Below are 19,120 nucleotides of genomic sequence, written 5' to 3' on the forward strand. Positions count from 1 at the left end.
GATTCTTAAAAAGAAAAAGATGTTTATAAATTTAATGACAATAATTATGAACCCAAATTTTATTTAATTCTAGTATAGTAAAACTCCTTATTCTCTATTTCAATCACTTTTCTGCCTGAAGAAGTTACATTACCGGTATGAATTAGACGAAGACTATTTAAAGATTCATCTATTATAAAAGTCCATAATTCGTTTCCTGAATTTATCATTTCTGTCACAGAATTAGTATTATCAAAACCATCATAAAATTTAATTTCATCTGTTTTGAGTAATATTGTTTCTTTTGTTTTTATATTTTTGACATAATACGCAACTTCCTGATTGGTAATTACCATCAAAGTATCATTAAGTTTACTATTTTTTAAATCTTTGCGTGTCCAGATTGGTTCGCTACCATTTAGATTCCATTTTCCTATTATTTTATTAATGAGGTTTTCTCTAAGAATAGGTTTAATTCAGTCGATTTTATTTTTTGACTTTTTTCCAATTTCCGATTTGGGATTTATTTTGTAGGCAAATAAAAGAGGTTCTATGGCTTTATTGAATTGTTTTTTCTGGAAGTAAGATAATCCTAAATTATATTTATTTTCCTGAAGCCATATTTTTTGATCATTTTGAGACCAGGAGTTTAATGCGAATAAGAGAAGAAATATAATTGTAATTTTTTTCATTTTTGACTTCATTTTTATTAATTAAAAAAGTAGTAAAAATAATACAATTAAATCATTTAACAAGAAAATACTTTTTTATATTAAAAATAAAAACCGTCTAATTCTAAAAAAGAAAAAGACGGCATCTACAATTAATATATAACCTTGATCGCTACAAAATATAATCGGTATTAATAAAATTCGACTCTTTGCTATTTAGCAATTCCTGAAGAATTTCATTATTATAAGCGATATCTTTTGAAGCTACAAACGTACGGATTGAGAATGAACGTAATGCATCCGGAATACTCAATGTTCCTACAGCAGAATCTTTACGACCTGTAAACGGGAACGCGTCCGGACCTCTCTGGCAAGAACTGTTGAGGTTTACTCTACAAACCAAATTCACTAAAGAGTCAATAAGCGGTGCTAAAGTCTTGATATCTTTACCAAACAAACTTACTTGTTGTCCGTAATTAGACTCTGCCATATCTTCTAGTGGCTCATTGATATCTTTAAAAGCAATAATTGGCACTACTGGTCCAAATTGCTCTTCGTGATACACACGCATATCTTTGTTTACAGGATATAAAACAGCTGGAAAAATATAATTCTCAGAATGTTTTCCTCCTTTTTCATTTAATATTTTTGCTCCTTTATGAGTAGCATCATCAATTAATCCCTGAATATAATTTGGTTTTTCAGTTTCAGGAAGTGGTGTTAATGAAGCTCCTTTTTCCCATGGATTTCCAAATACCAAACCATCTACTTTTTCAGCAAAACGCTTGTTAAATTCATCAACAATAGATTCATGTACATATAATACTTTTAAAGCCGTACAACGCTGACCATTGAAAGACAAAGATCCCGCAATACACTCCTGAATAGCCAAGTCTAAGTCGGCATCCGGTAATATAATCGCTGGGTTTTTAGCCTCTAATCCTAAAATCAAACGTAATCTGTTTTTATTTGGATGCTGATCCTGCAAAGCAATTGCAGATTTACTATTTCCAATTAAAGCCAAAACATCAATTTTTCCTGATTTCATGATAGGAGAAGCTACTTCACGGCCTCTACCATAAACAATATTGATAACCCCTTTTGGAAAACTGCTTCTGAAAGCTTCTAACAATGGCGAAATACATAAAACACCATGTTTAGCAGGTTTAAAGATTACAGTATTCCCCATAATTAAAGCTGGAATCAACAATGAGAAAGTTTCATTAAGAGGATAATTGTATGGTCCAAGACACAATACAACCCCCAGAGGTCCGCGGCGAATCATAGCATTTACACCTTGTACTTTTTCAAAATGCGAACTACGTCCGTTTAGTTCTTTATAACTTGCAATAGTATCGTAAATATATTCTACTGTTCTGTCAAATTCTTTTTCAGAATCTCCAAGATTTTTTCCAATTTCCCACATCAAAAGCTTCACCACTTCCTGACGGGTTTCTTTCATTTGCCTTACGAAATTTTCCATGCATTTAATACGGTCTACGACCTTCATGGTTGGCCATAAACCCTGACCTTTATTATAAGCCGCATTAGCAGCCTCAACAACTTCGGTAGCTTCTTTCTCGGCCATAAACGGAATTGATCCCAATAATGTTGGCGTATATTTTTCTGTAGATGAAATGGTCGAAAATACTGGAGTAGTTTGTCCTGTCCAAGGTTTTAATTCGCCATTTACAAGATAAGTATCTTGATTTATAAGGGTTTTAATCTCGTATTCTTCCGGTATTAAACTCATAATCTGGTAATTTTATGTTTGGTTATTAATAGTTTATTAAAAGAAAAAAGAGGCTTTTTGCGCCTCTTCATTTTGTTTTTATGGATTTATGGTTTCGCCTTCCCAGTCCAGTATACCTCCAAGCAGGTTGTAGGCATTATTTATACCTAACTCATTCATAACCTGACATGCTTTAGCACTTCTGGCTCCAGAACGGCAATACACATAATAATTTTTATTTTTATCCAGTTCTTCGATTTCGTAAATAAAACCTTGTCCTTTATTGATATCAATGTTTACGGCATTCTCGATATAACCGTCATTAAATTCGTCTTCAGTTCTTACGTCCAGTATAACTGCATTCTCGTCAGCAGCAAGCTGATTAACCCAATCTTCTTGTGATAAATTCATAGTATCTGTTTTTTGTAAAATTACGACGTTTCTATTAATTAAAAACGTGCTCAATGCGATTTCGATTATTATTCTCAGAAAACGTTTTAGAGAAAGTATTATAATCAGTGAAAGACAAATTTACTTACTATTTTTAAAATTACAGTCTATAAAATCGATAGAAAATAGGATTTTTTCATTTTCATAAAATGCATCTTAAATATAGTTTTCTGACAATTTATGCCATTTCAATCTGCTATCTTTGTATAAAATTATATGTTTTAATTTTAATTTGATAAAAAAACTTAGTCACTGATGACACAAATTTTCACAAATTCAATGTCTAAAAAAGGAGAATTAAACATATAACTTTTAAAATTTTACCATTAAGAGATTAAGTTTCATTAAGCTTTAAATCTTAATTTTTCTTTATTTCTTAATGGTAGAAAAAAACTTTATTTTTAAAATAAACTCAATGCAAAACTCACTTAAAAATATATTTCCTAATTTTTCTAACGAACTCATTTCGACTATTGAAGAAAACGGAAGTCTGCAAGATTTTGAAGCCGGAACAATCTTAATGCGAACCGGACAATACATAAAAAACACCGTTTTGATCACCAAAGGAAAAATCAAAATCTATCGCGAAGGCGAAGATGGCGGCGAGTTTTTGATGTATTATCTGCAACCCGGACAAGCTTGTGCCATTTCGATGATTTGTACCGCCAAAAGTGAGAAAAGCCAAATCATGGCCAAAGTAGTCGAAGATGTTTCGGTTATGATGATTCCCTTGCAAATGATGGACAAATGGATGATGGAGCACAGAACCTGGTACGAGTTCGTCATCGAAACCTACAGAAGCCGTTTTGAGGAAGTTCTCGAAGTCGTAGACAACATCGCTTTCCGTTCTATGGATGAGCGTTTGGAATTTTATCTTAAAAGACATTCTGATGCCTGCGGATGTTCTGAAGTAAATCTTTCACACCAGGAAATCGCAACTGAACTAAATACTTCACGTGAAGTCGTATCCAGATTGCTCAAAAAAATGGAACAAAGAGGTTTGGTTAAACTTAACAGAAACCAAATTGAGTTATTAAACACGAATTTCACGAATTAACACTAAGTTTTTTTTTATTTTAACCATTAAGATATTAAGAAAAATTAAGCCCAACTGCTTAATTCCCTTATTACAGATTAAGATAAAAAAGCTAAACTTAACTTTCTTAATATCTTAATGGTAAAATTAATATCTAAAGACAACGGTTGTCACATTGAGCGAAGTCGAAATGCTTTGCGGGTTCTCGACTTCGCTCGAACTGACAGATCAATTCGTGCAAATTTGTGTTTATTTTTTTTATGTGATAAATGTTACTGTAGATTTCTTTTTATCCAAGCACCTTTGCATTAAAACAAATGCAATGGAATATTTAGGATATTTTGCTTCGATTATTATCGGGATTTCGCTGGGCTTAATTGGCGGAGGCGGATCGATTTTAACCATTCCTATTTTAGTGTATTTGTTTAAGGTAAATCCTGAGCAAGCTACATCGTATTCTTTGTTTATCGTAGGAGTTACAGCCATGTTTGGGAGTTATAGCCATTATAAAATGGGAAATCTAAAGCTGAAATCGGCATTGTATTTTGCCATTCCTTCTGTGATTTCGATTCTGATTATTCGTGAAGTTATTTTTCCGCAGATTGCTTCAACCTTATTTTCTATTGCTTCCTATTCTGTTTCGAAAGATTTTCTGATTATGATTATTTTTTCGGTTTTGATGATTACAGCGGCAATCTCCATGATTAGAAAAAATAAACCCGAAATAAAAGCAACCGAAACCAATTACATTCAATTAAGTATAATAGGTTTCGTAGTCGGGATCATAACCGGATTTCTGGGTGCCGGCGGTGGATTTCTAATCATTCCTGCCCTGCTCTTTTTTGCCAATTTACCTATGAAACAAGCCGTAGGAACATCATTACTGATTATTACCATCAATTCAACCATAGGTTTTGGAGGCGATTTATACATTGGTACACCTATAAATTATCCGTTTTTATTGGGAGTTTCTGCAATGGCGCTTTTCGGAATGATTATCGGGAGTCAGCTTTCGAAAAAAATCGACGGAACGAAACTCAAGCCTCTTTTTGGCTGGTTTGTTTTGGTGATGGGATTTTATATTATTACCAAAGAGCTTTTGTTTTAAGTTTTTCTTGTTTCTCGCAGATTTAGGAGATTCAGCAGATTTTTTTTATAACTTTAATTTGTAGATAAAAATGGGGAAACGAATACTGCTTCCCCATTCTTTATTCTTTGTTCTTTGTTCTTTATTTCCACCAATGGTAGTAATTATGCAATCCGTCATATTCAAATCCACAACGCGGATATAATATATTGCCTATGTCATTTGTTTTTTCGGTTTCCAGCATCAAACCGCAGGCATTTGTTTCCTCACACCATTGCTTACTTCGGTCAATTAAGGCTACCGAAAGCCCTTTGCCTCTATAATCAGGATGTACAAAAAGATCACTTAACAGCCATTGTTTTTGCAATTTGGTATAATGAAATAATTTGTAGAGCTGTACAAAGCCAACCGCTTTTTCGCCCACAATTGCTAAAAAAACATCCGACTCATTGTTTAATAATCGCTCTTTCAGAAATGCTTTTCCTTTTTCGACATCAGATTCCTGACGGTAAAAAACACGATAAAGGTTAAAAAGTTCCGCTGCTTCGTCAAGGTCTTCAATACTTGCTTTTTTGATTTGGTAATTCATTGTTTTTAAATATTTTGATTAAAAAGCGAAAGTATCCTAAAGAGCAAGCTCCCTTATAGTCCAGTTTATACAAAACAAGATCATCCAGTATTTACAACGTCAAAAAGACCTTTTTGTAATGAATAAATCAACAAATGATTTTTCTGTAAATCAATTCTTATTTAAGTTTAGAACTTTGATGAAGAGAAAAAATCCGTTTATTACTGAGAATAAACGAATTTTTATATTTTGGGCGTTTTCGCCGCGACGAACGGGCTATCCGCTAACAGACTCGGGTAAAAATAAATATTTTTAGAATTTCATTAATAAATTTAATTCCATTTCTGATTCATTCTTAATTCAAATAATAATTCATACAATTTTCTCAAACTGTAACTTCCTACTATTCCATAATCCTCAATAATTTTTTCTTTACCATTATCATATGTAATTTTCAGAATTGAACTACCACTATCTTCTTCATATAACATGTTTTTATTTTGAAAATTTGCAAAATTCATGTATTCTAATAGTGCCAAAATTTGGTTATAATTTTCTTCTGTAATTACAGTTTTGAAAGTACCTTCCCTATTGTTATTGAAAAAAGACGACATTTTCTTCATATTTTCTTCCTCTGTTCCAAAATTAAAACGTTCAGCAAAAAAAGTTGAATTTCTTTCTTTATCAATTACTAATGAAAATACTGGACAAGTTCCATAACAGCCAGAAGTTGAAAACTCTATTTTTTCGATAGAATGCTTTACTGGTCGCTTATTATAATCAATAAATCCATCATATTTATAGATTAATGTGTGCTGTTCTACATTATTGCCTTTAGCACTCAAAACTCCTCTTCTCCGGTTATAAATTTGTAATACCGTTTGATTATTTTTCTGTGCAATCTTTGGAACAAAACATCCGTCACCTAAATTAATATTATGAATTTTTACCGAATCTTTTGGAAAACTCATCAAAACTAAAGAACAGAAGTTGCATCTAATACTTCTTGATTCATCACAATTATGGTCATCTCCTATTAGTAAAAAATCTACCAAACCATTATTATCAAAATCTGCTTTATAATAATATTCATTGATTTTAAGAGAATCACCTATTCTTCTACAGATAGAATCTTGAGCATCGCCTTCAGGCGCAAAATCATGTATTTTTTTTAGCTCAAATTTTGCAAATCTTTTACTACTTACACGAACATAATTTTCTATTTCCGTTTTACTTTTTAATGTAATGCTTTCATTTTTCTGAGAATAGCAATTTATAAAAAGGATTTGTATGGTTATGAAAATTATTCTTTTCATGATTAAAATTTAAAATATAATTCGTCCTTTTTACACATCCCGAACAATCTAATGCTCCCCATACCCAACATCATCCATCTTCCCGCTAAAAACTCTGTACTGAATAATAAAATAAATAATCACCAGAAACAAAGCAATAAAGAACCAACTCATTCCGGCGTTTAATCCATATTCTCCTGCGGCAGTATTATAAATCGTCAATGACGGATTAACATTATTTGTAGAAGGTAAAACATTCGGGAAAATCGAAACGGCTGTTGAAGCAAATCCGCCTACCAAGAACAGAGTTGAAAACAAAAATCCCATTCCGTCTTTTTGCCACGAACGAACTTTGAATAATCCCAAAATACCAACAAAAGTCATTAACGGAAAAAACCAAAGAATTGGATTTTCTACGAAATTATGAAACGGTTTTGGCTCAATAAAATGCCAGATTTGCAGCGAAATACAAACTAAAACCAATAAAACAATATTCAGTTTAAAAACTACATTCTTAAGTTTTGGGTTCAATGCCGAATTCGTTTTATAAATAATCCAGTTCGCACCATGAATTGTCAGCGCAACAACACTTACAATTCCCAGAAAAAGTGTAAACCAGTCTATAATTCCCAACTCATTTGCCTGCGGACTAAAAGTTGGATTCCATAAAGGCAAAAAGAAAAAATGTGCTTCTTGCGTCGAAACTCCATTGGTTACCATTCCTAAGTTTACACCACGAACAATATTTCCTAAAGCAATCCCAAAGAATAAAGCCAAAAGCAAACTGGCGATCCCGAAAGCTTTATCCCAAATGGCTTCCCACATAGGGTGATGCACTTGCCCGCGCATTTCTAAGCCTATCGCACGGAAAATCAACAACCATAAAATCATGATCAACGGCAAATAAAAACCGCTGAAAGATGAAGCGTATAAAGTAGGGAAAGCAAAAAACAAAACTCCTCCCGCAGCAATAATCCAAACTTCATTGGCGTCCCAAAACGGACCAATAGCGCTTGTAATTGCTTTTTTATCTTTCTCTTCTTTCGCAAAAAATAAATGAATAATTCCTGCTCCAAAATCGTAACCGTCTAATACAATATAAACGGCCAGAATTCCCATTAAAACAACGTACCAAAAAAATTCCATAATTATATTTTTTCTGAATTCAGTTCAACATTATGAGGTCCTTTATTGATGATTTTTCCAATCAAAAGCAAAAACAACATTCCAAGTAAAAGATACAATCCTATAAAACCTAATAAAGTAAACAAGGTATTACCGGATGAAACCGTTGGCGAAGCTCCTGCAGAAGTTCTCAGTAAATTATAAACCAACCAAGGTTGTCTTCCTAATTCGGCCGTGTACCAGCCTGTGGTATTGGCAATATACGGAAACGGCATCATAAACATCAATGACCATAAAACCCATTTGGTTTCGAATAATTTCTTTCTAATTAATTGAAAAAGTGCAAAAGCCATCAAACCTATAAATATGGTTCCGAGTCCTACCATAATATGATACGCATAATACAAACCGGAAATATTGGTTGGATGAAGATCTTCTTCAAACTGATCCAGACCTTTTATTTCCTGATGCCAGCTTCCGTAAGTCAGGAAACTTAAGATATTAGGCACAGCAATTTTATTATCGAGTTTTTTATCTTTTACATCGGGTTGCCCAATTAAAACAATTTCAGAACCTTTCTTTTCAGTATGAAAAATTCCTTCCATTGCAGCAAAAGTTACAGGTTGATATTTTACGACATTTTTAGCCAATAAATCTCCCGTTGGAACTGCCACAATAACACTAGAAATCAATCCGAAGATTACGCCTGTTTTTACAAACATTCTTCCGAAAGCAACATTCTTTTTACTTAAAATATAAAAAGCTCCAATTCCGGCTACAACAAATGAACTTGTAACCAAAGAAGCTGCCTGATTGTGTAGATACGAAGGCCATAACCACGGATTCAGGAACAATGCTTTAAAATTCGTCAGAACAAATTTTCCGTTTTCGAGAATTTCATACCCTACAGGATTTTGCATCCACGAATGTGTCGCAATAATAAGGTATCCACTGGCCCAGGAACCAATCATAATTAATAATCCGGTTACAAAATGCCACTTATGTCCAATTATTTTTTCTCCAAACAAAAAGATACCCAGAAATGAGGATTCTAAGAAAAAGGAGAACATCCCTTCCATCGCCAGAGTTTGTCCGATGATTCCACCGGTTAACTCAGAGAATTTCGCCCAATTGGTTCCAAACTGAAACTCCATTGGAATTCCGGTTACAACTCCCATCGCAAAATTCAGAGCAAAGATTTTCATCCAGAAATGCGTGGCGTGATTGTATTGATCGTCTTTAGTTTTAAGATATTTCCATTTAAAATAAACAATGATCAGCGAAAGACCCATTGTAAGTTGCGGAAAAAGGTAGTGAAAAGTAATTGTGAAGGCGAATTGCATTCGGTCATAAAAAAGCATTTCTTCCATAGCGGTATTTTATTTATGAAGTCTCTTCAAATTTACCCATTAAAACCTGAATTCCCTGCCTTTAAAAGAAGTTTTTTCTTTTTTAAACTATATAAGTTAGATAAGAAAATATAACCTTAGCTTAATCAAAAAAGGTTAAACATATTGCAATAAAAAATTTCATTTAATACATTTAATATAAATACAAAATTCGCAAAACCTAAAATATACCTGTATTACTTCAAGATAAAAATTGATATTTACTTTTACAAATCTATAGGTTTAAAAAATTAGTCTTTCTTCAAAATTCCTTTTTGTACACTTTCATTTATTAAACTTTCAGCGTAATTCCATCCCGTTTTTGAATCTTCTTAAAAACACTTAATAATAAAAACACGAGAATTACTAACATTGTAAATCCTTAAAAATATTAAACACATAGAAACATAGATTTTTAATCCTTTAAAAAAAGAATACAAAAAAGAAATACATTTCTTCACACATAGCTATGTGAATTGATGCCAAGTGAAACACCTTTTGAAGACAAATCAAACTATGTTTCTATGTGTTAAAAAAATTGGCATTTTACTCCTTTTTCAAAATTCCTTTTTCTACACTTTCGTTTATTAATCCTTCGGCATAATTCCATATCGTTTTTGAACCTTCTTTTATAACGCTCTTTTTTTCATAGACTTTTTTATAAGGTACATCAAACTCTTTCCATGTCCCTCCGTTATTAGAGGTGTTTTGCAATAAAGGCTCTAATCTGTCCATCGATTTTGCAAATTTTGCTTCGTTGGTTTCACCCGCTTCAAATTCTTGCCAAATAGCAATCATATCATCTGCTTGCTTTTTAGGCAATAATCCGAAGATGCGATTCGCGGCCAATCGCTCTTCATCAGTATTATCATGACTTTTTAGTGTATCGTATATAAAGACATCTCCAGCATCGATTTCGACAATATCATGTATCAAAACCATTTTCACCACTTTCAATACATCAATTGGCTCATTTGAATGTTCTGCCAAAACAATCGCCATCAAAGCCAGATGCCAACTGTGTTCAGCATCATTTTCATTTCGGTCGCTATTAAACAATTTCGTTTTGCGCTGAATATATTTTACTTTATCAATCTCTTTTATAAAAGCGATTTGATTCAATAAATCTTCTGTGTTCATGTTAATGATTTTTGTAGATGTAAAATTACGTAGATTATTTTTTTCACCATATAAGTGATATAAGTTCATTTTAGTATAACGTCGATTACACGTGATTTTAAATTTCCTATGGGCTTTATATGGTAAAACGACCCTGTCTTTTTTTACACAAAAATCAAATTTGTGTAACATTAGTCACCTATTTTAAGCAAAAAGTAGGTTACCTTTGTATTCCCTTCTTTTTAGAATACATATCATGAAAATAGAACAAATTTACACCGGATGTTTAGCACAAGGTGCTTACTATATAACTTCAAATGGCGAAGCTGCGATTATTGATCCGCTTCGTGAAATTCAGCCTTATCTGGATCGTTTAGAACGCGATGAGGTGAAACTGAAATACATTTTCGAAACGCATTTTCACGCTGATTTTGTTTCAGGACATATCGATTTAAGCAAAGAAACTCAGGCGCCAATTGTTTACGGGCCAAATGCTGCTTGCGAATTTGATTGCATTTCTGCGAAAGACGAACAAGAATTCAAAATTGGAAAAATTACAATAAAAACTTTGCATACTCCGGGTCATACCATGGAAAGTACAACTTATTTATTGATTGACGAAAACGGAAAAGATCACGCTATTTTCTCTGGAGATACCTTATTTATTGGCGATGTTGGTCGTCCGGATCTGGCTCAAAAAGCAGCCGGAATGACACAAGATCAATTGGCGGGAATTTTATTTCATTCGTTAAGAGATAAAATCATGACTCTGGCTGATGACGTTATCGTTTATCCTGCGCATGGTGCGGGAAGCGCTTGCGGAAAAAACATGAGTAAGGAAACGGTTTCGACTATTGGGAATCAAAAAGCGACGAATTATGCTTTGCGCGCCAATATGACCGAAGCTGAATTTATTACAGAAGTTACCGATGGACTATTGCCTCCTCCAGCCTATTTTAGTATGAATGTGGCCATGAATAAACAAGGTTACGAAAGTTTCGAATCGGTTTTGCATAACGGAATGAAAGCGATTGATGTAAAAGATTTTGAGGCTGTAGCCGAAGAAACCGGAGCGTTAATTCTAGATACCAGAAAAAGTGCCGATTTCTATAAAGGATTTATTCCGCAATCGATCAATATCGGAATCAACGGTGATTTTGCCCCGTGGGTTGGAACGTTGGTTGCCGATGTAAAACAACCTATTATATTGGTTACTGAAATTGGTCTTGAAGAAGAAACCGTAACGCGTTTAAGCCGTGTTGGTTTCGATTCGATTATCGGACATTTGGATGGTGGGTTTGAAGCCTGGGAAAAAGCCGGTTTTGAAACTGATACGGTTCATAGAATTTCAGCAGAACAATTCGCCAGTGAATTTAAAATTGAAGAAGACAAAGTAATCGACATTCGTAAAGAAACCGAATATGAAGCTGAGCATATCGACGATGCTTATAGCAAACCTTTGGCTTATATTAATGACTGGGTAAAAGACATTGACCCGAACGAGCATTTTTATTTGCATTGCGCCGGAGGATATCGCAGTATGATCGCTGCTTCGATTTTGCAAGCCCGCGGTTTTAGAAACTTTACCGAAATCGAAGGTGGTTTTGGAGCCATTGCAAAAACAAATATTCCAAAATCAGATTTCGTTTGTCAAAGTAAGGTTTTAAAATAAAGGTTCTAAGTTGCTAAGATTCTAAGGTTCTAAGATTTTTGACCTTATCTCAGTAACGCACAACCTCAAAAAAATAAACTACAAAAATTTTACCTTAGTAACTTAGTATCTTAGCACCTTAGAACCTAAAAAAAAATGAATCTACTAGAAATTTTGAGAGAACCTTGGCCTTGGTACGTTTCAGGTCCGTTGATTGGGTTAACAGTTCCTATTTTATTGATTATCGGAAACAAATCTTTCGGGATTAGTTCTTCACTTCGTCATATTTGCGCGGCTTGTATTCCGGCAAATATTTCATTTTTTAAATACGACTGGAAAAAAGAAAGCTGGAATTTATTCTTTGTTTTCGGAATTTTCCTTGGCGGAGTGATCGCTGCTTATTTCTTAGCAAATCCAAATTCGGTCGAAATCACACCACAACTTTCTGAGCAATTAGCCACTTACGGAATCACCGATCATTCGGGATTACTACCAAAAGAACTTTTCTCGTGGGAAAGTTTATTCACGCTTCGTGGTTTTATCATGATCGTTGTTGGAGGGTTTTTAGTGGGTTTTGGAACGCGTTATGCCGGCGGTTGTACAAGTGGACATGCGATTATGGGAATTTCAAACTTGCAATGGCCTTCATTAGTAGCCACCATCTGTTTTATGATTGGCGGTTTTATCATGGCCAATTTGATTTTGCCTTATATTCTTTCACTTTAAAATTTCAAAAATGAATAATTTAGAAAATAAAAATACCGATACAGAAGGAATCAACGGAAGTCAGATAAAAGATTCAGGATTATCAAACCTCAAATACATGTTGCTCGGAATCGTTTTTGGAATCGTATTCGTAAAAGCCGAAATCATCAGCTGGTACCGTATTCAGGAAATGTTTCAATTACAATCGTTCTTTATGTATGGCGTAATTGGGAGTGCAGTTGTCGTTGGCGTTATATCTGTTCAGATCATTAAAAGATTCAACATCAAAACTATTCAGGGAGAAAAAATCGAAATTCAGCCTAAAACTTTCAACAAAGGACAAATTTATGGTGGATTATTGTTCGGTTTCGGCTGGGCAATTACCGGAGCTTGTCCCGGACCACTTTTCGCTCAAATTGGGACTGGAGTTACTGTAATTGTGGTCACTTTATTAAGTGCTATTGCAGGAACCTGGTTTTATGGTTTTATTAAAGATAAATTACCTCATTAAGATTTAACATATAAAAAATGAGCAACACAACAGAACAATTCATTTTAAGAAAAGCAGCACTTTCGGAAGTTCCTTTAATCTGGAATATTCTTCAGGACGCAATAGAACAAAGACGACAAGATGGAAGCACGCAATGGCAAGACGGATATCCTAATGAACTTACGATTCAGAATGACATAAAAAACGGTTACGCTTACGTACTCACAGAGAACGAATCGATTTTGTGTTACGCCGCCATCATATTCGACAAAGAACCTGCTTACGAAGAAATACAAGGCAAATGGCTTACCAATGGCGATTATGCTGTTGTACATCGTGTAGCCGCATCAAAACTGGCAAAAGGAAAAGGTATTGCTACAAAACTTTTCAAAAACATAGAAGATGTCTGCCTCGCAAACAATATTCATAGTATAAAAGTAGATACGAATTTTGACAATATCCCGATGCTAAAAATTCTGGATAAATTAAACTATACCTATTGTGGCGAAGTATTTTTTAGAGGATCAGCACGAAAAGCATTTGAAAAAAAGTTAGTTTAAAAATATAATCCCGGGATCAGGAATCTAAAGGCGTGTCAAAAAAAATGAAGAAAATATATTTTCAAATCTTCTTATCTGTATTCTTAATAAGTTGCTCAAATAACAAGAAATCAAATTCTCAAATATCAAATAACAGCTATCCTGTTAAACTTGATAGTTTGGAATTATTTGACAAATCGAGAAACCGTAAAATTCCTGTTGCAATTTTTCAACCTAAATCTGATACAAAAATTAATAATCAACGAGTAATAATTTTTAGTCATGGATACGGAGAGAATAAAGGCGGTGACAATATGATTTATTCGTACTTAACAGAAACTTTAGCTTCAAAAGGATATTTTGTCATTAGCATTCAGCACGAATTACCTACGGATGATCTTTTGGCAATGGACGGCGATTTTAAAGTCACAAGAAAACCTAATTGGGAAAGAGGTACCGAAAATATTCTGTATGTTCTAAATCAATTTAAAACTACAAATCCAGAATTAGATTTTAAGCACCTAACATTAATTGGCCACTCGAATGGCGGAGATATGACCGCTTTATTTGCTACAAAATATCCCAAATTGGTTGATAAAATAATAACGATGGACAATCGAAGAATGCCACTTCCGAGAGTTAATCACCCTAAAGTATATACTTTACGTTCCAAAAACTATGCTGCAGACGAAGGTGTATTACCAACCGAACAAGAACAGAAAAAATACGGCATGACAGTTCAGTTCACTCCTATCAACCACAGCGATATGGATAATGACGCAACTCCTGAAGAACGAAAAATAATAATGACAAACATCGAAAAGTACTTAAATGAGTAATTTTTTTTAAAAAATGAAAAATAAAACCCGACACATTTCAAAACGTATCGGGTTTATTTTTTAAACAATAATCTAAAATTAAGGTGGGTGTGCATTAGAAAAACCAATAATGTTACTCCGAATAAATTTCTCTCAAAATTGTAAATATTTGCATTTCGACGCGGGAGAAATATTCGTAAGTAAATCCGCAACGTAAATCCAATCTTTGTCGAGCTTCTCGCGGAGATTTCTCCTGCGTCGAAATGACAATATTGTATTTAAACTTTGCGCCTTTGCGAGATTAATTTTATTCTTTAAAAAGCTTAACTTAATGACATTGGCTTCTATCCATAGCAAACAACGAATTTCAAAAAAAAAGACGAGTTTCGTTTTTTCAATCTATATAAAAAGCTATTTCGAAGCAATAATAACCTCTACTCCTATTTCTTCTAGTTTCGTTTTGGTTTCGATATCGATACCATCATCTGTAATCAAAACATCAATTTTATCTAAATTACAAATCTTACCAAAACCTCTCACATTCATTTTTGTAGAATCTACCAAAATAATTACCTTTTCAGCAACCGAAATCATGGCTTGATTAAGATGCGCTTCTAATGCATTTGAAGTACTTAATCCAAAATCTAAATGAAGTCCGTCTGCACCTAAAAACAATTTATTACAAGAAAACTGACTCAAAATCGCTTCCGATATAGGACCAACCGCCGAGTTTGAGCTCTTTCGAACATCACCCCCCAATTGAATTGTATCTACATTTGCTTCCTTACTCAATTCTAAAGACACCTTTAAAGAAGGTGTAATCACTGTTAACTTTTGAAAACCAGAAATAATCTGTGCCAGATAATGAACATTAGATCCAGAGCCTAATATGATGTAATCAAAATTATTAATATACTTTAAAGCCTCTCTTGCTATCTGTTTTTTCTGTTCTACCTGCAGTCCTTCTTTATCGCTTAAATCTCTTTCGAAAGCATAAATAGGCTGCTTACTTGCACCTCCATGTGTACGGTGGAGCAATTTTTCATTTTCTAAAAAATTCAGATCCTTTCGTATCGTTACGGTTGAAACATTTAGTATTTCACATAAATCCGCCACATTTACATGTCCGTTTTTATCCAGTTCCTTAAGTATTTCTTCTTGTCTTTTATTTATAATAACCATAATAGCCTGATAATATTAAGATTCTTGAAGGTATAAATGTACGACAAAAAAATAATTCAAAAAAAACCTTATTTTATTACTTTAGTTTCGTTTAGTTTCGTTAATTTTGCTTTAAAGAAACAAACAACAGAAAAAGAAACAAAAACAAACACTATATGAAACGTTCAGAACAGTTATCGAAACTAAAAGACACTGAAAAGTGGGATGTAATTGTAATAGGAGGCGGAGCAAGCGGTTTAGGAACTGCTCTTGACGCAGCAAGCAGAGGCTACAAAACAATTTTGGTCGAAGCAGTAGATTTCGCCAAAGGAACTTCAAGCCGAAGCACAAAATTAGTTCACGGTGGTGTACGCTACTTAGAACAAGGAGACGTGCACTTAGTAAGAGAAGCTCTTAAAGAAAGAGGTTTAATGGCACAAAATGCCGGGCACTTAGTAAAAAACCAATCCTTTGTAATTCCTAATTACAATTGGTGGGGCGGTTATTTTTACACTATTGGTTTAACCATTTATGATTTATTGGCCGGACGTTTGAGTTTGGGCCGTTCAAAATATATTTCGAAAAGAAAAACAATCGAAATGCTTCCTAACGTACAGGAAAAAGGTTTATCAAGCGGTGTGATTTATCATGACGGACAATTTGATGATTCGCGACTTGCCATAAATATTGCTCAGACTGCAGCCGAAAAAGGCGCCTGTATTATAAATTATTGCAAAGTTGTCAATTTATTAAAAGACGATAACAATCAAGTTACCGGTGTTCAGGTGCTGGATCAGGAAAGTGGAGAAAAATATGATTTGAAAGGATCTGCTATTATAAATGCAACGGGAGTTTTTACCAATGCGATAATGAAACTAAACGATACTGTTTATAAAAAATATATCGTTCCGAGTCAGGGAATTCATCTGGTTTTTGATAAATCATTTTTACCCGGTGATCATGCATTAATGATTCCTAAAACAAGTGACGGCAGAGTTTTGTTTGCTGTGCCATGGCATAACCGAATCGTAGTAGGAACAACAGATACATTAATCAAAAAACAAAGCTTAGAGCCTATTGCCTTAGAAAGCGAAATTGAATTTGTACTGGAAACAGCACAACGCTTTTTAGCAAAAAAACCAACGAGAGCCGACGTTTTATCTGTTTTTGCAGGTTTGCGTCCTTTAGCTGCTCCTGAAGAAGAAGGAAAAAGCACGAAAGAAGTTTCAAGAAGTCATAAAATCATAGTTTCTGAAACTGGTTTAATCACCATAACAGGTGGAAAATGGACCACTTACAGAAAAATTGCCGAAGACATTATCGACAAAGCAATTAAAACAAGAAAAATACCGGCAAAAGGATGTAATACAGAGCACCTTGCTATTCATGGGAATCAGCCTACAACAACTTTAGACAGAGAAAACCACTTATATATTTATGGTTCTGATATTCCTAAAATACGTCAATTGCAACAAAGCGAGCCAGAATTAAAGGAAAAAGTACATCCGGATCACGAGTTTACAATGGCAGAAGTAGCGTGGGCGATTCGATACGAAATGGCAAGAACTGTAGATGATATTCTGGCAAGACGTGTTCGTTTATTATTCTTAGACGCCAGAGCTGCAGTTCAGTCTTCTGAAAAAGTAGCACGATTATTAGCGAAAGAATTAGGACATGACGAAGCCTGGATAACTCAGGAAATTGAAAATTTCAAAGAAATTTCAAAAGGATTTTTTCTGTCAGAATTTCGATAGAACGATCTCAATCTCAATAAAACTTTATTAACTTAATTATATACTATCAATCATGGAGAACAAATTAATTTTAGCTCTTGACCAGGGGACAACTTCCTCCAGAGCGATTCTCTTTAATCATGGCGGAGAAATCGTAAGTCTTTCTCAAAAACCATTTGAACAAATTTTCCCAAAACCAGGATGGGTAGAACATGACCCTAACGAAATCTGGTCTTCGCAAATAAGCACAGCTGCAGAAGTAATTGCAAAAGTAGGAATCTCTGGTAGAGAAGTTGCAGCAATTGGAATCACCAATCAGCGTGAAACTACTATTGTATGGGACAGAGAAACGAGTGAACCAATTTATAATGCCATCGTTTGGCAAGATCGCAGAACAGCAAAATTTTGTGACGAACTAAAAGCACAAGGTCATGCCGATATGATTCAGAAAAAAACAGGTTTAATTCTGGATGCTTATTTCTCAGGAACAAAAGTAAAATGGATTTTAGATAATGTTCCCGGAGCGCGTAAAAAAGCAGAAGAAGGAAAACTTTGTTTTGGAACTGTTGATACGTGGTTAATCTGGAAATTAACCCGCAGCAAATTGTTCATGACGGATGTTTCTAATGCCAGCAGAACTTTATTATTCAACATTCATACTTTAGAATGGGACAATGAATTACTAGAATTATTCGATATCCCGAGAGCAATGCTTCCGGAAGTAAAACAAAGCAGTGAAATTTACGGAGAAACCTGCACTACTCTATTTGCAACCAAGATTCCTATTGCAGGAGTTGCCGGGGATCAGCAAGCAGCACTTTTTGGTCAGCTGTGTACCAGTTCAGGAATGGTAAAAAACACTTACGGAACAGGTTGTTTTATGCTAATGAACACCGGCGAAAAACCTATTCAGTCTACCAATAATTTATTGACTACGGTAGCCTGGAAAATCAACGGAAAAACAACGTATGCTTTAGAAGGAAGTGTTTTTGTTGGAGGAGCCGCTGTACAATGGTTACGAGACGGAGCAAAAATGATTAATTCATCAGAAGAAATAGAATCTTTGGCAGCAAGCGTACCGGACAACGGCGGAGTTTATTTCGTTCCTGCTTTAACTGGTTTAGGAGCTCCGTACTGGGATCAATATGCGAGAGGTGCAATGTTTGGCATTACAAGAGGAACTACCAATGCACATATCGCACGAGCAACCCTAGAAGGAATTGCCTATCAGGTAAATGACTTAGTGAAAGCGATGGAAGCAGATTTTGGAGACGAAGGAAAAGAACTAAGAGTTGACGGAGGAGCTGCAACAAATAATTTATTGATGCAATTTCAATCGGATATTTTTGAAAAAACAGTTACACGACCAAAAACACTTGAAACAACTGCTCTTGGAGCTGCTTATTTAGCAGGACTTGCTGTAGGCTACTGGAAAAACCTGGATGAACTGAAAGAGCAATGGTCTATAGATAAGGTATTTTCTCCGAAAATGGAAAAAACAAAAGTAGACAGTCTTGTAAAGAACTGGAACAAAGCAGTAGGACGCGCATCTCATTGGATTGAAGACTAACTA

At 34.3% G+C, this 19,120-nt stretch carries 19 protein-coding genes; 9 read left to right on the top strand and 10 right to left on the bottom strand.

Going from position 1 to position 19,120, the window contains the following annotated elements:
• Positions 1-59 precede the first annotated feature (59 nt).
• From LNP81_RS26180 to LNP81_RS26195, 4 genes are all read right to left on the bottom strand, one after another.
• A complete protein-coding gene (locus tag LNP81_RS26180; protein ID WP_230040491.1) occupies positions 60-335 on the bottom strand; it encodes a hypothetical protein in 276 nt (91 codons plus the stop codon).
• A gap of 120 nt (positions 336-455) precedes the next feature.
• On the bottom strand, positions 456-671 hold the full coding sequence (locus LNP81_RS26185) for a tetratricopeptide repeat protein (RefSeq protein WP_230040493.1): 216 nt from the start codon (positions 669-671) through the stop codon (positions 456-458).
• Positions 672-822: 151 nt separating this feature from the next.
• Complete coding sequence (locus LNP81_RS26190; RefSeq protein ID WP_230040495.1) at positions 823-2,403, bottom strand: NADP-dependent glyceraldehyde-3-phosphate dehydrogenase; 1,581 nt, start codon at positions 2,401-2,403, stop codon at positions 823-825.
• A gap of 78 nt (positions 2,404-2,481) precedes the next feature.
• Positions 2,482-2,793 (bottom strand): rhodanese-like domain-containing protein, encoded by a 312-nt coding sequence (locus LNP81_RS26195; RefSeq protein ID WP_055095772.1) that lies wholly within the window; start codon positions 2,791-2,793, stop codon positions 2,482-2,484.
• A 454-nt stretch (positions 2,794-3,247) separates the two neighbouring features.
• Between LNP81_RS26195 and LNP81_RS26200 the strand changes: the two genes are divergently transcribed.
• Positions 3,248-3,889 carry a Crp/Fnr family transcriptional regulator gene (locus LNP81_RS26200; RefSeq protein ID WP_072963813.1) on the top strand — a complete coding sequence of 214 codons (642 nt, stop codon included), beginning with the start codon at positions 3,248-3,250 and terminating at the stop codon, positions 3,887-3,889.
• Between the two features lie 301 nt (positions 3,890-4,190).
• Entirely contained in the window at positions 4,191-4,976 is a 786-nt protein-coding gene (locus LNP81_RS26205) for a sulfite exporter TauE/SafE family protein (RefSeq protein ID WP_230040497.1), read from the top strand.
• A gap of 121 nt (positions 4,977-5,097) precedes the next feature.
• Here LNP81_RS26205 and LNP81_RS26210 read toward each other — a convergent pair whose 3' ends face one another.
• The 5 genes from LNP81_RS26210 to LNP81_RS26230 form a co-directional block, all read right to left on the bottom strand.
• Positions 5,098-5,544 (bottom strand): GNAT family N-acetyltransferase, encoded by a 447-nt coding sequence (locus LNP81_RS26210; protein WP_230040499.1) that lies wholly within the window; start codon positions 5,542-5,544, stop codon positions 5,098-5,100.
• A gap of 311 nt (positions 5,545-5,855) precedes the next feature.
• Entirely contained in the window at positions 5,856-6,839 is a 984-nt protein-coding gene (locus LNP81_RS26215) for a DUF6438 domain-containing protein (protein ID WP_230040501.1), read from the bottom strand.
• A 48-nt stretch (positions 6,840-6,887) separates the two neighbouring features.
• Positions 6,888-7,964: a cytochrome d ubiquinol oxidase subunit II gene (gene cydB / locus LNP81_RS26220; RefSeq protein WP_230040503.1), complete on the bottom strand. Its 1,077-nt coding sequence runs from the start codon at positions 7,962-7,964 to the stop codon at positions 6,888-6,890.
• A gap of 2 nt (positions 7,965-7,966) precedes the next feature.
• On the bottom strand, positions 7,967-9,313 hold the full coding sequence (locus LNP81_RS26225) for a cytochrome ubiquinol oxidase subunit I (protein ID WP_078005612.1): 1,347 nt from the start codon (positions 9,311-9,313) through the stop codon (positions 7,967-7,969).
• Positions 9,314-9,877: 564 nt separating this feature from the next.
• Positions 9,878-10,471, bottom strand: a complete 594-nt coding sequence (locus LNP81_RS26230; RefSeq protein WP_230040505.1) for an HD domain-containing protein — start codon at positions 10,469-10,471, stop codon at positions 9,878-9,880.
• 235 nt (positions 10,472-10,706) lie between these two features.
• Here LNP81_RS26230 and LNP81_RS26235 point away from each other — a divergent pair, with 235 nt between their 5' ends.
• The 5 genes from LNP81_RS26235 (at position 10,707) to LNP81_RS26255 (ending at position 14,674) form a co-directional block, all read left to right on the top strand.
• A complete protein-coding gene (locus LNP81_RS26235) occupies positions 10,707-12,122 on the top strand; it encodes an MBL fold metallo-hydrolase (protein ID WP_230040507.1) in 1,416 nt (471 codons plus the stop codon).
• A gap of 135 nt (positions 12,123-12,257) precedes the next feature.
• Complete coding sequence (locus LNP81_RS26240) at positions 12,258-12,827, top strand: YeeE/YedE family protein (protein WP_230040508.1); 570 nt, start codon at positions 12,258-12,260, stop codon at positions 12,825-12,827.
• A 10-nt stretch (positions 12,828-12,837) separates the two neighbouring features.
• Positions 12,838-13,317, top strand: a complete 480-nt coding sequence (locus LNP81_RS26245; RefSeq protein WP_230040510.1) for a DUF6691 family protein — start codon at positions 12,838-12,840, stop codon at positions 13,315-13,317.
• 17 nt (positions 13,318-13,334) lie between these two features.
• Positions 13,335-13,856: a GNAT family N-acetyltransferase gene (locus LNP81_RS26250; RefSeq protein WP_230040512.1), complete on the top strand. Its 522-nt coding sequence runs from the start codon at positions 13,335-13,337 to the stop codon at positions 13,854-13,856.
• A gap of 44 nt (positions 13,857-13,900) precedes the next feature.
• The gene (locus LNP81_RS26255) at positions 13,901-14,674 is read left to right on the top strand and encodes an alpha/beta hydrolase family protein (RefSeq protein ID WP_230040514.1); all 774 of its coding nucleotides are present in this window, start codon (positions 13,901-13,903) and stop codon (positions 14,672-14,674) included.
• A gap of 390 nt (positions 14,675-15,064) precedes the next feature.
• On the opposite strand, the gene LNP81_RS26260 is transcribed toward LNP81_RS26255, so the two are convergent.
• Entirely contained in the window at positions 15,065-15,835 is a 771-nt protein-coding gene (locus LNP81_RS26260) for a DeoR/GlpR family DNA-binding transcription regulator (RefSeq protein WP_230040516.1), read from the bottom strand.
• Positions 15,836-15,990: 155 nt separating this feature from the next.
• Here LNP81_RS26260 and LNP81_RS26265 point away from each other — a divergent pair, with 155 nt between their 5' ends.
• Both LNP81_RS26265 and glpK read left to right on the top strand, forming a co-directional pair.
• Positions 15,991-17,568: a glycerol-3-phosphate dehydrogenase/oxidase gene (locus LNP81_RS26265; protein WP_230040518.1), complete on the top strand. Its 1,578-nt coding sequence runs from the start codon at positions 15,991-15,993 to the stop codon at positions 17,566-17,568.
• A 52-nt stretch (positions 17,569-17,620) separates the two neighbouring features.
• Positions 17,621-19,117, top strand: a complete 1,497-nt coding sequence (gene glpK / locus LNP81_RS26270; RefSeq protein WP_230040520.1) for a glycerol kinase GlpK — start codon at positions 17,621-17,623, stop codon at positions 19,115-19,117.
• The last annotated feature ends 3 nt before the right edge of the window (positions 19,118-19,120 follow it).

This window comes from Flavobacterium piscisymbiosum (assembly GCF_020905295.1).
Classification (GTDB): domain Bacteria; phylum Bacteroidota; class Bacteroidia; order Flavobacteriales; family Flavobacteriaceae; genus Flavobacterium; species Flavobacterium piscisymbiosum.

Coding starts and splice junctions, on each gene's coding strand:
- LNP81_RS26180 (WP_230040491.1), bottom strand. CDS start 335: ATGGTAATTACCAATCAGGAAGTTGCGTATTATGTCAAAAATATAAAA.
- LNP81_RS26185 (WP_230040493.1), bottom strand. CDS start 671: ATGAAAAAAATTACAATTATATTTCTTCTCTTATTCGCATTAAACTCC.
- LNP81_RS26190 (WP_230040495.1), bottom strand. CDS start 2,403: ATGAGTTTAATACCGGAAGAATACGAGATTAAAACCCTTATAAATCAA.
- LNP81_RS26195 (WP_055095772.1), bottom strand. CDS start 2,793: ATGAATTTATCACAAGAAGATTGGGTTAATCAGCTTGCTGCTGACGAG.
- LNP81_RS26200 (WP_072963813.1), top strand. CDS start 3,248: ATGCAAAACTCACTTAAAAATATATTTCCTAATTTTTCTAACGAACTC.
- LNP81_RS26205 (WP_230040497.1), top strand. CDS start 4,191: ATGGAATATTTAGGATATTTTGCTTCGATTATTATCGGGATTTCGCTG.
- LNP81_RS26210 (WP_230040499.1), bottom strand. CDS start 5,544: ATGAATTACCAAATCAAAAAAGCAAGTATTGAAGACCTTGACGAAGCA.
- LNP81_RS26215 (WP_230040501.1), bottom strand. CDS start 6,839: ATGAAAAGAATAATTTTCATAACCATACAAATCCTTTTTATAAATTGC.
- cydB (WP_230040503.1), bottom strand. CDS start 7,964: ATGGAATTTTTTTGGTACGTTGTTTTAATGGGAATTCTGGCCGTTTAT.
- LNP81_RS26225 (WP_078005612.1), bottom strand. CDS start 9,313: ATGGAAGAAATGCTTTTTTATGACCGAATGCAATTCGCCTTCACAATT.
- LNP81_RS26230 (WP_230040505.1), bottom strand. CDS start 10,471: ATGAACACAGAAGATTTATTGAATCAAATCGCTTTTATAAAAGAGATT.
- LNP81_RS26235 (WP_230040507.1), top strand. CDS start 10,707: ATGAAAATAGAACAAATTTACACCGGATGTTTAGCACAAGGTGCTTAC.
- LNP81_RS26240 (WP_230040508.1), top strand. CDS start 12,258: ATGAATCTACTAGAAATTTTGAGAGAACCTTGGCCTTGGTACGTTTCA.
- LNP81_RS26245 (WP_230040510.1), top strand. CDS start 12,838: ATGAATAATTTAGAAAATAAAAATACCGATACAGAAGGAATCAACGGA.
- LNP81_RS26250 (WP_230040512.1), top strand. CDS start 13,335: ATGAGCAACACAACAGAACAATTCATTTTAAGAAAAGCAGCACTTTCG.
- LNP81_RS26255 (WP_230040514.1), top strand. CDS start 13,901: ATGAAGAAAATATATTTTCAAATCTTCTTATCTGTATTCTTAATAAGT.
- LNP81_RS26260 (WP_230040516.1), bottom strand. CDS start 15,835: ATGGTTATTATAAATAAAAGACAAGAAGAAATACTTAAGGAACTGGAT.
- LNP81_RS26265 (WP_230040518.1), top strand. CDS start 15,991: ATGAAACGTTCAGAACAGTTATCGAAACTAAAAGACACTGAAAAGTGG.
- glpK (WP_230040520.1), top strand. CDS start 17,621: ATGGAGAACAAATTAATTTTAGCTCTTGACCAGGGGACAACTTCCTCC.